General features: G+C 43.4%; 3 protein-coding genes. All 3 read left to right on the forward strand.

Features of this window, described 5'->3' with window-relative positions; translation table 11 throughout:
• The first annotated feature begins 319 nt into the window (after positions 1 to 319).
• The 3 genes from N477_RS07630 (at position 320) to N477_RS07640 (ending at position 11,025) form a co-directional block, all read left to right on the forward strand.
• On the forward strand, positions 320 to 1,231 hold the full coding sequence (locus N477_RS07630) for a hypothetical protein (RefSeq protein WP_063363486.1): 912 nt from the start codon (positions 320 to 322) through the stop codon (positions 1,229 to 1,231).
• 210 nt (positions 1,232 to 1,441) lie between these two features.
• Positions 1,442 to 2,353 (forward strand): hypothetical protein, encoded by a 912-nt coding sequence (locus tag N477_RS07635; RefSeq protein WP_063363487.1) that lies wholly within the window; start codon positions 1,442 to 1,444, stop codon positions 2,351 to 2,353.
• 641 nt (positions 2,354 to 2,994) lie between these two features.
• Positions 2,995 to 11,025, forward strand: a complete 8,031-nt coding sequence (locus N477_RS07640) for an ExeM/NucH family extracellular endonuclease (protein ID WP_081216577.1) — start codon at positions 2,995 to 2,997, stop codon at positions 11,023 to 11,025.
• Positions 11,026 to 11,417: the final 392 nt, after the last annotated feature.

Below are 11,417 nucleotides of genomic sequence, written 5' to 3' on the forward strand. Positions count from 1 at the left end.
TAAAACCGATAACCCCTGGGTGATAAGTGAGCTGTTAAATTAATATATTTTTCAATTTAAATTATAAATTTGAATAATTAACATTCTTTATTTTAGATAACAAAAAATGTCAATTCAGGCCTTAAAACTAACACCATAATGGAATTAAAAGACCTAAAAACTATAAAAATAACAATTAGATACTGGAACAATATGGGAGTGTAGATGCATCTGGACGATGCATAAAGTGTAGACCATGCCTTTACAGCTTATCAAAGTTGTAATGGACATCTTAAACACTTAAAAAATCTAACGAAAATAAAAAGTAAAAGGTAGGACAATGAATACACACGGATTGTTAATGGTACTTTTTGAGGCTTTGGCGTTAAAGCAAGAGCGCTATTACTATCAAAATATCCTCTTTACGGGTATGGCTATTAGCCATACCGACGGGGTTGTAACCAGCCGGCATGTGTATAAAAATGGGGTTAAGGAGTATGATTACGAACCGCCTTATTTAAATAAAACAACTCATGTAATATTAGATGATTTGGTCGATTGCACCACAGATGAGCCTATGTATTTAAATGGAGAGCGGTATACTGGGACCATATACGGCATTTATCCAAAAGGTAGAGTATCAAGCGAAGATGTTTTTGTACGTGGCATGCACCGTGAAAGCACCCATTACCACTACAACTCAACTGCAATCCACGAATTGGTCATAGAATCCATTGTGAATGAGCAGTTCAATACAGTTGAAATACACGAGTGGGATTCAAATGGCCAACTAGAATATTGGGATGCAGGAATTGAAAGCATCAAAGGCGAAATAAAAGGACGTATTTTATTTAGATTGAATGAAGACTTTAGCATCCGTGTTTTTACAATTTCCGGTCATTTCAACAAAGTACTGGAAAACAGCGAAAGCCTGACATGTCCTTACTTCCTAGCACTCAAGCAAGTTCGTCAATTGAATTCAGAGCCCATACATTGCTTTGATATAAAATTCTGCGAGCAGCTATGGACTCATGAGCCTGTAATCAAACAATTGATAGAGGAACTTCAACCCGAAGAACTCGCAATAAGTGACTTTTCCAGTGATTGCCTAAGCCTGATCCAATATGCCTCCAAATATAATGTGAACAGGCTCGAGGTGTTTGGTTCTCTAGAGGCGCAGGACAGAGAAAGTTTAACATCATTTATTACCCAGCAATGCCCACATATTGAGCTAATTATTTATAGCTCTTAATTTCAGGGCACCCAGACAACCATAATAAGTTTGAATACAGCCCAGCGGAGCAACAATAAGTGATCGCGTGCATTCAAATGATAACTTGCTCAAATAATTATATAGTCTGCAAGTTCGCTCTGGATATTACTTTTACAGCTTCTCAAAGTTGTAATGGACATCTTAAACACTTAAAAAATCTGACGAAAATAAAAAGTAAAAGGTAGGACAATGAATACACACGGATTGTTAATGGTACTTTTTGAGGCTTTAGAGTTAAAGCAAGAGCGCTATTACTATCAAAATATCCTCTTTACGGGTATGGCAATTAGCCATACCGACGGGGTTGTAACCAGCCGGCATGTGTATAAAAATGGGGTTAAGGTGTGTGATTACAAGCCGCCTTATTTAAATAAAACAACACATGCCATACTCGATGACTTGGTTGATTGCACCACAGATGAACCCATGTATTTAAATGACGAGAGGTATACTGGGACCATATACGGCATTTATCCAAAAGGTAGAATAACAAGCGAAGATGTTTTTATACGTGGTATGAACCGTGAGAACACCCATTTTCACTACAATTCAACTGCGATACATGAACTACAAATAGAAACAATGGTGAATGAGCAGCTTTGCTTAGATGAAATGCACGAATGGGACTTAAGTGGCCAACTGCGAGATTGGAATGCAGGAATTGAAAACACCAAAGGGGAAATGAAAGGCCGTATTTCATTTCTATTGAATGCAGACTTTAGCATCAGTTATTTTACAATTTCCGGTGACTTCAACAAAGTACTAGAAAACAGTGAGCATTTGGCATGTCCCTATTTCCCAGCATTCGAGCAAGTTCGTCAACTGAATTCTGGCCCTATTGATACATTCAATATAAATTTCTGTAAACAACTGTGGGCTCATGAACCTATAATCAAACAATTGATAGAGGAGCTTCAACCTAAAGAACTCGCAATAAGTGACTTTTCAAGTGAGTACCTAAGCCTGATCCAATATGCCTCCAAACATAATGTGAATAGGCTCGAGGTGTATAGTTCTCTAGAGGCGCAGGACAGAGAAAGTTTAACATCATTTATTACCCAGCAATGTCCACATATTGAGCTAATTATTTATAGCTCTTAATTTCAGAGACATTCAGGATAAGTAATATCAGGGCAGGCAAAAAGGCGTTTAACCTCACCTTTTTTTGTCTGCCCGCTTAGAGTGTAATCACATCTAGCTGATAAGCAGTCAGCGACCGCAGGACATTAAAATAACTGATGCCCCAGGGTGTATGTGGACACCGACCCCATTATTGCAATTATCGGTTTTTTAACCACTTTCATGTCAAAAAAACCATGCAGGCTGTTCAAAAAGAACCCAAAACGTAAACAATTGTAAAAATTAGAACGTTCTTTATTGTATAAAGAAAGCATCAAATAATTAAAAAATGTTAACAACGTGATTTTATAGAAAGTGAGATCCCCCCGCAGATACACGCCACCCGAAAGTAACAAAAAATCCACATATGAAAGAAACCTCTATAAATCATGATATTATGCAAGGACATATGTCCCCATTAAGATACTTAATCTGCACAGCGTGTTAATAACTAGAGATGGGATATTGTTGCAATTAGATGTCTTATATTTAAGGTATTTTTAATAAAAAGTTCATAATAGAGTATTATATTCGCCTCCCATTTTTTAATGGGAATATTTGCACCCTTAAAAATAATCTAACTCGCAAATGATAAAACAGAGTGATAAACACACGGGAAAAATATGAACTCTAACAATAAGCATCGCGGAAAATTGCGATACTTGGGCCGCTGCATCGCTATGGGGCTGTGTTCAAGTGTCGTCATGGGACACGCACATGCAAATGTTATCTTTACAGAGTATGTAGAAGGTAGCAGCAATAACAAAGCGCTTGAAATTACTAATTTTGGCAACAATAGCATCGACCTTAGCACCGTCAGTATTGCGTTAACTGCAAATGGTAAAAAGCTAGATGAAGTCACCCCGCTTACCCTATCAGGCACACTCGCTGCAGGCAGCAGTTATGTCCTGTACAACAGCGGCGCAAGTGACGAACTAAAAGCACTTGGCGATATTGCCAGCACAGCTACTTATTTCAATGGTGACGATGCGTTAACCTTGATGGTTAATGGCGTCATCGTGGACAGTATTGGTCAAGTCGGTACAGATCCAGGCAGTAATTGGGGCGCTGGTGACACCAGTACAAAAGATAAAACGCTACGTCGTAAAATAGGCATAGAAAACGGCGACATCACCATAGATGATGCATTTGACCCAGCAAACGAATGGATTGGCTTTGCAAAAAATACCTTTGATGGCCTTGGTTGCTCAGGCGTTGCTGCCTGTGGCGGCAGTGGTAATATCCCGTCAGAAATAAGTGGGTCGCCACAAGGCATAGTGAATGCGTCTGATACCTATGTGTTCACTCCAACTGTCACCAACCTTGATGATGATACACTGGTTTTTGCCATCGAAAACAAGCCGAGTTGGGCAAGCTTTGATACAGCAACAGGCGCGCTATCAGGCACACCGACAGCGGCTGATATCGGAACCTATGACAACATTGTTATCACCGTCAATGATGGCACAGTGACCAATGCACTTAACGGCTTTTCAATCTTAGTTAGAGCTGCAGGCACCAATGATGCACCTGTTATTTCTGGTACACCAAACACATCCGTGCAAGCAACTCGGCAGTATGCCTTCACGCCTTTCGTCATCGACCTCGAAAATGATGAGTTGGTGTTCTCAATCACCAACAAACCAAGTTGGGCAACATTTGATAACGTTTCGGGTCAACTTAGTGGTACTCCAGCGGAACCTGATACCGGTGATCATGACAACATCATTATCTCAGTGTCAGACGGTGTGAATGCCCCCGTAAGTTTGCCTGCATTTTCAATTACGGTTACTGACAAACCGGGCAGTAACTATGATTACACTACCTACTACGCCTCTGCAATTGGCAAAGTGGGTGCGGAGTTAGAAAGTGCGCTTGCTTTAATTGCAAGACAAGGTCAACAGAGGTTAACTTACTCGCAAGTATGGGATGCCTTAAAGTACACCGACGAAGATCCAAATAATCCAAACAATGTACTATTGTTCTACACAGGAAAAAGCCAGTCTAAAGATACCAATGGTGGCGGCACTACGGATTGGAACAGAGAGCACAGCTGGCCAAAATCTCATGGTTTTCCAAGTGAAAGCCAGTATGGTTACACCGATATTCACCATTTAAGACCGACCAATGTACAGGTGAACTCAACGCGCAGCAGCAAAGATTATGATGATGGCGGTAATCCAGTGGGTAACGCACCGGGTAACTTTACTGATAGCGATTCATTTGAACCAAGAGACGCGGTAAAAGGCGATGCCGCTCGTATGATGTTCTACATGGCGGTACGCTATGATGGCACTGACGGCAACATGCCAGATCTTGAGCTTGTGAATAATATCAGCGCAAGTAGCTCACCAACTTTAGGCGTACTGTGTAACCTTATGGATTGGCACCGTGAAGATACAGTAGATCCGTTAGAATTAGATAGACACCAACGCATTGTAGAGCAACAGGGTAACCGAAATCCATTTATCGATAATCCAGAGTTTGCAGAAACCCTCTTTGCTGATACCTGTCCTAAATTAGGTGATGTAGCCCCCGTCATTAGTGGTCAACCTGAACGCATCGTTGGCACAGGTCGTGAGTATAGCTTTACGCCAACGGCATCAGATCAAAACAACGATGACTTGACGTTTTCTATCGTTAACAAACCATCATGGGCGACATTCAATACGCAAACAGGCCGTTTATCTGGCACGCCATCAGTAGCAGATATTGCCGTTTATGAGCAAATTCAAATTTCAGTGACTGATGGTACATCAACGGTGTCTTTACCGATCTTCACCGTTGAAGTCGTTGATTCAAGTTCAATTAAAACTCCACCGACAATCACAGGCACACCGAGTACAAGTGCTGTCGTCGGCATTGCATATGGCTTCAGACCAGCAGCAAACGATGAAGACAATGACACACTGACTTTCTCAATCACCAACAAGCCGTCTTGGGCCACATTCAACACGCAAAATGGTGAACTGACTGGTACCCCATCATCTCAAGATGTTGGTGTAGCAAGCAATATCGTCATCGGTGTCACTGATGGCAATACAGATGTTGTGACCTTGCCTGCGTTTTCGATTCAGGTCAGTGAACAGGTCGAAGCCAGCAAAGTGATCTTCACTGAGTACATTGAAGGTAGCAGCAGCAACAAAGCCGTTGAAATTACCAACTTTACCGGCGCAACTTTAGACCTTAGCCGCGTTACAATTACCTTGGCAGATAACGGTAAGCCGCTTACGACAGAAGGATTAAGAACACAAACCTTATCTGGCGAATTAAAGCATGGTGAAACTCACGTTATTGCTAACAGCAGTGCAAATGACGAGATTAAGAGTCGTCAAGACAGCACCAGTACCATCACTTACTTTAACGGAGATGATGCACTTGTACTGACAGTTGATGGCCAAATTGCCGATGTATTTGGTCAAGTCGGAACGGATCCTGGCAGTGCATGGGGCAGCGGTAATACCTCAACCAAAGATAAAACCCTACGTCGTAAAGAAGGGATCACATCAGGTGATACAAGCTTAGATGATACCTTTGACCCAAGCATTGAATGGGAAGGTTTCGAGAAAAATACCGCAGACGGTCTTGGCTGTAGTGGCGTTGCGGCCTGTGGCTCTGATGGTGGAACAACCCCGCCGCAAGTTGAGCTTGGCGCATGTAATGACCCTGCAACACGCATTAGTGCGGTACAGGGCAATCAGACTGCAAGCCCACTGGTGGATCAATCTGTTGTGATTGAAGGCGTTGTTGTGGCCACATTCCAAGACAGCGGTCAACATGGCGGATTCTTCATTCAAGAAGAAGACCAACATGCAGACACTGACAGCACCACCTCAGAAGGCATTTTTGTCGCGGATGCAAATACCAAGGTCACAGTTGGTGAACAAGTCCGAGTGCTGGGCACCGTGGTTGAAAAGTATGACTTAACACAAATTAGTACAGTAACCGAGACACTTTCTTGTGCCACAGATGTGTTAACGCAGGTCACACCAACAGAGGTGAATTTACCGTTTGCACAAGGCTTTGACCAAGAGTCACTTGAAGGTATGTGGGTATCAATGCCACAAACGCTACATGTCACCCTGAGCCATAACTTCACTAAATATGGTGAGATTTACTTGTCTCAAGGCATGCGAATGCAGCCTACCAACAAGTACCCTAAAGACGACCCTCGTCGCCTAGAGCTTGCTGAACTGAACACAAGAAACGTGTTACTTGTCGATGACAGCTCAACGCAAAGTAACCCTGAAACAATCAGTTATTACCCAAGTTTCAGTGCTGATATGCCACTTCGCTCCGGCGACCAAGTGTCGAACATGTCAGGGGTGATTCACTACACCTATGGTAATTACAAGCTTATTCCAACCAGCTTACCAAGCTTCGAGCCGTCTAACCCTCGTCGTACTAAACCATCAGAACGTCAATCAGAGCAACATATCCGTGTTGCGAGCTTTAACGTACTGAACTACTTCGTCAACTTTGACAGTCGCGGTGCGAACAATGAGCAAGAGTTCAATCGCCAACGCAGCAAAGTGATCCGTGCAATATTGGCGTCAGATGCTGATGTTGTAGGCCTAATGGAAATCGAAAACAATGGTTACGGTGATAACAGTGCTATCAAAAACCTCATTGATGGATTAAATGAGCGAGACGGTACGAATAATTGGGCATACATCAACCCTCAGCTAGAACAAGTTGGTACAGATGCGGTGACTGTCGGCATTATCTACCGTGATAACCGTGTGACACCTCAAGGCAGTGCGCAAGTGATCACAGATGCGCCATTCGATGAAGCAACACGTGCACATAGACCCCCCATGTTGCAGTCATTCAAACCAATTAACGGCGGCAAAGAAATCCGCGTCGTTGTGAATCACTTCCGATCTAAAGGCGGGTCATGTGGTGTAGATATGGATGATGCCGTAGAGGGCGCGTGTAATGGCCAGCGCTTATTAGCAGCTCAGACAGTCATTGCAGCACTTGACCAAACTGGCAGTGAAACAAACTCAAATTCAGGAGTTTCTAGCACTAATGAGCCTATTTACGCCATTTTAGGTGACTTTAATGCCTATGCGTATGAAGCGCCCATGCAAGCATTTTACGATGCTGGCTTTGCCAATATCAGTCTTGAAAAAGACACCGGCGATAATTATTCATACTACTATAGCGGTGTAGCAGGCAGCCTAGATCACATGTTAACTGCCAATGCGTCGATGGAAAGTGTTGTGCAAACCATGCACTGGCATATTAATGCCGATGAAGCCGCAGGCCTAGACTACAACACCGAAGGTAAGTCAGAAGGTCAGCTAACTAGATGGTTCTCAGACTCACCATACCGTTCATCAGATCATGACCCTGTAATCACCGATTTCGATTTGGAAGTCGTTGCCATACCAGATAACCAAGCGCCGATTGCAAATAATGATGTTGCAGACGCAGTACAAGGCGAAACCGTTACTATCGATGTACTGATAAATGACACGGATACAGACTCTGACACACTTATCATCAGCGCCGCTACAATCGTTTCAGGTGAAGGTGGGCTTAGTTATTCTGATACGCAAGTAAGCTTTACGCCAAGCGCAAACTTTGTTGGTGAAGCAACAATCAGCTATACCATCACTGATGGCAATGGCGGTACTGCCACAGCAACACTCTCTGTCAATGTTATCGCTAAAAACCAAGCGCCTATCGCCACCAATGACACCGCCAATACACTTGAAGATCAAAGTGTGACGGTTTCGGTATTAAATAACGATATCGACGAAAACATGGCAAGCGTAAAAATCACAAATGCGGCGCTTAGTTCAGGCTTAGGTCAGGTGAGCTATTCAGACTCTGCCATCACCTATTCACCAACTGAAAACTATCATGGTACAGCACAAATTACCTATGAAATCAGTGATGAAGCTGGACTTAGCGCAAGTGCCCGCGTTGCAATCACGATTGCTCCGCAAAACGATGCACCATCAGCGCTCGACGACTCAGCTGTGGTTTCTGCAAAGTCACTTGCCAACATCAAAGTGCTTGCGAATGACACTGACGTCGATGGCGACACACTTCACATCACTGCGGCAACGACTAATACAGGTCACGTTGAAGTAAGCGGCGATGTGCTTCAATACCAAGCACCGGCACTGAATACAGGCCATGCAACTATCAGTTATACAATCAGTGATGGCACAGAGACTGCTCAGGCAACTGTCAACGTGCAAATTAGTACGAATAACCTATCACCCGTTGCACAAGATGACTTTGTACAACTTGCCGAAGGTCAATCATCTATAGCGATAGCTGTATTAGACAATGACAGCGATCCTGATGGTGACACCTTATCACTGGTGGCTGTTAATTCAGATACAGGTCTTGCTGTGATTGAAGACAACCAGATTGTGTTTAGCACGAATGATACATTTAAAGGTATCGCTCAGGTGCGTTATGCAATTTCAGATGGATTTGGTGGCCGCGCAGAAGCTGTGTTAGAGCTTCGTCAAAATCAACCTTCTGCACCTGTGATCACCGCACCTGCTGATCTGACTGTAAATGCAACAGGCCAGCTTACTAAGGTAGACTTAGGCGTAGCAACTGCGGTGGATAGTAGCGGTGAGCCAATTGCTGTTGAACTCATTGGAAGTAACTTCTTGGCATCTGGTGCCAATAAAGTTTACTGGCAAGCATGTAATTCAGCCGATGTCTGTGCAAGCGCAGCACAGGTAGTAAATGTACGTCCGATGATAAGTATGCCTTCTCCAAGTCAGTTTGTTGTTGAGGGCCAAACGGCAACGATACCTGTGACGTTAAGTGGTGAGCATTTCACATACCCTATAAATATTGATTTTGCAATTTCTGGTACTGCTGATGAAGAAGACTACACAGTGGCATCAGGCCAAGTCACTATCGAGTCAGGCACACAAGGCCTCATTTCTATCGAAACCGTTCGTGATGACGAAAGCGATGCAAATGAAACCATTGTGATCACATTAAATACCGATGATTTGAATGCAATTACTGAGCAACAACACGAAATTACCATCGTAGAGTCAAACGTTGCACCAACACTTACGCTAAATGCAATGCAACAAAATGAAGCACGTTCAATCATGGTCGCAGAGCATGGCCTGATCACACTGACTGCGGATGTACAGGATCAAAATAGCACAGATACACACATCATTGAGTGGCAAGCACAAGCTGATTTGAATAATGAAAGCACGGTTCCAACTCAATTTAGTATTGATGCTTCTACACTTTCTGTCGGTGTCTACCAAGTCAGTGCAACTGCTACTGATAATGCTGGACTATTTGATACTCAAACTATGATATTTAAAGTGGTTTCAGAGCAACCGGTACTGGACAATAATACAGACACAGATGGCGACCTCATTAGTGATGCGCAAGAAGGTTTTGGTGACGAAGATGCTGATGGTATTCCTAACTATTTAGACCCAATTGATGCGCAATGTAATGTTCTGCCTTCTTCAGGTAATAACTGGGAGTCTGGTCTGATTGAGGTAGAAGCCGGTGTGTGTATGTCTCTTGGTAGTTTAAGTTTGGGTAGCAACAAAAATGCAGCCTCGCTCAATGCCAATGAAGCAGTGCAAACAGGCTTAATCTCTGCGGACGAAGGCATGGAAAATCGCGGTGGTATTTTTGACTTTGTCGTTGATATGCCAAGTGGTGTAGAGAGTGTCAAAATCGTATTGCCTCAGCAAGCCGCGATCCCAGCAAATGCCCAATATCGTAAGTACCTGCCAAATCAAGGCTGGATCACATTCTCAACGCAAAATGGTAACGCTATCCACTCAGCCATGGGCCAGCAAGGTTACTGCCCAAGCATGAATGATAGCAGCTGGCAGGAAGGCCTAATCGAAGGTGCATGGTGTGTCAGACTAACACTGGTAGATGGTGGCGAATACGATGCAGATGGCATTAAAAACGGTAAAATTGTCGACCCAGGTGGTGTAGGTATTGTTGTAACAGACAACAAAGCGCCTACTGCAGTAGACGATAGTCAAGAAATAACGAGCAACCAATCAGTCGCACTAAATGTACTTGAAAACGATACTGATGCTGATAACGACACCCTGTTTGTGATCAATGCCTCTGCTGTACATGGCACAGTGCTAATCAATGGTGATTCGAGTTTGCAGTATCAAAGTGCGCTTGATTTCATTGGTGTTGATACAATTGAGTATACAATCAGTGATGGTCAAGGCGGGACAAGTACTGCAACGATGCGAGTCAATGTGGTTGCACAAGTTCAGCAGAACCAACCACCTGTTACCATGAATGATGTGGCTGAAGTACTTAACAATGACACCCTCACAGTCGATGTCATCGCCAATGACTCAGACCCAGAAGGTAGAAAGTTAACACTTATAAGCGCAACCGCAGACTCAGGTGAAGTGACCTTTACGGATAGCACCATTACATTTAAGCCTGAAGCGAACAGCGAAGGTCAAGTGACTATCAATTATGTTGTTGCCGATGAGCAAGGTGCAAACGCATCTGGCACACTCGTAATAACGGTAAAAGCACCCACAGTAAATGTGATTGAACGCGAAGAAACCAGAACAATTCGTTCCTCTAGCGGTTCAATGCCAGCTCTTCTATTACTGCTTGTTTTCCCTGCGCTACTTCGCCGCAGACGATAACATAAAGCTATAACGATAAGCCCCTGTCGCCTTTGGCTTCAGGGGCTTTTTTATGGTGACCTTCAATTAATCCCATCCCCCTGAAAAAATTAACCCCGTCACTCTGAACTCGATACAGGTCCCAATTTCCTCTCAAACATGGATTGCGGAACAAGCCCGCAACGACAAGGATAAGAAAGTGCAACTTGTTTAAACCAACAACACTAAACTAAACCCCGTCACCCTGAACTCGTATATGGGCTCCACTTGTTTGACAACATGTTTTTTAAAATTAAAGATGCTTGCGTATATGCGGTTTCTTTTGAGAGCGCGACTCTCTAACCTTTGATTTATTCGCACCTTCTGTCCTAAACGCTTCGTTAGTGTATTATCACTTCCAGTTCAGACAGGTT

Origin of the sequence: Pseudoalteromonas luteoviolacea H33-S, assembly GCF_001625695.1 — a bacterium.
GTDB classification, from domain to species: Bacteria; Pseudomonadota; Gammaproteobacteria; order Enterobacterales; family Alteromonadaceae; genus Pseudoalteromonas; species Pseudoalteromonas luteoviolacea_B.

Excerpts from the sequence above, each read along its gene's own strand:
- N477_RS07640 (WP_081216577.1), top strand. The coding sequence starts at position 2,995 with ATGAACTCTAACAATAAGCATCGCGGAAAATTGCGATACTTGGGCCGC.
- N477_RS07635 (WP_063363487.1), top strand. The coding sequence starts at position 1,442 with ATGAATACACACGGATTGTTAATGGTACTTTTTGAGGCTTTAGAGTTA.
- N477_RS07630 (WP_063363486.1), top strand. The coding sequence starts at position 320 with ATGAATACACACGGATTGTTAATGGTACTTTTTGAGGCTTTGGCGTTA.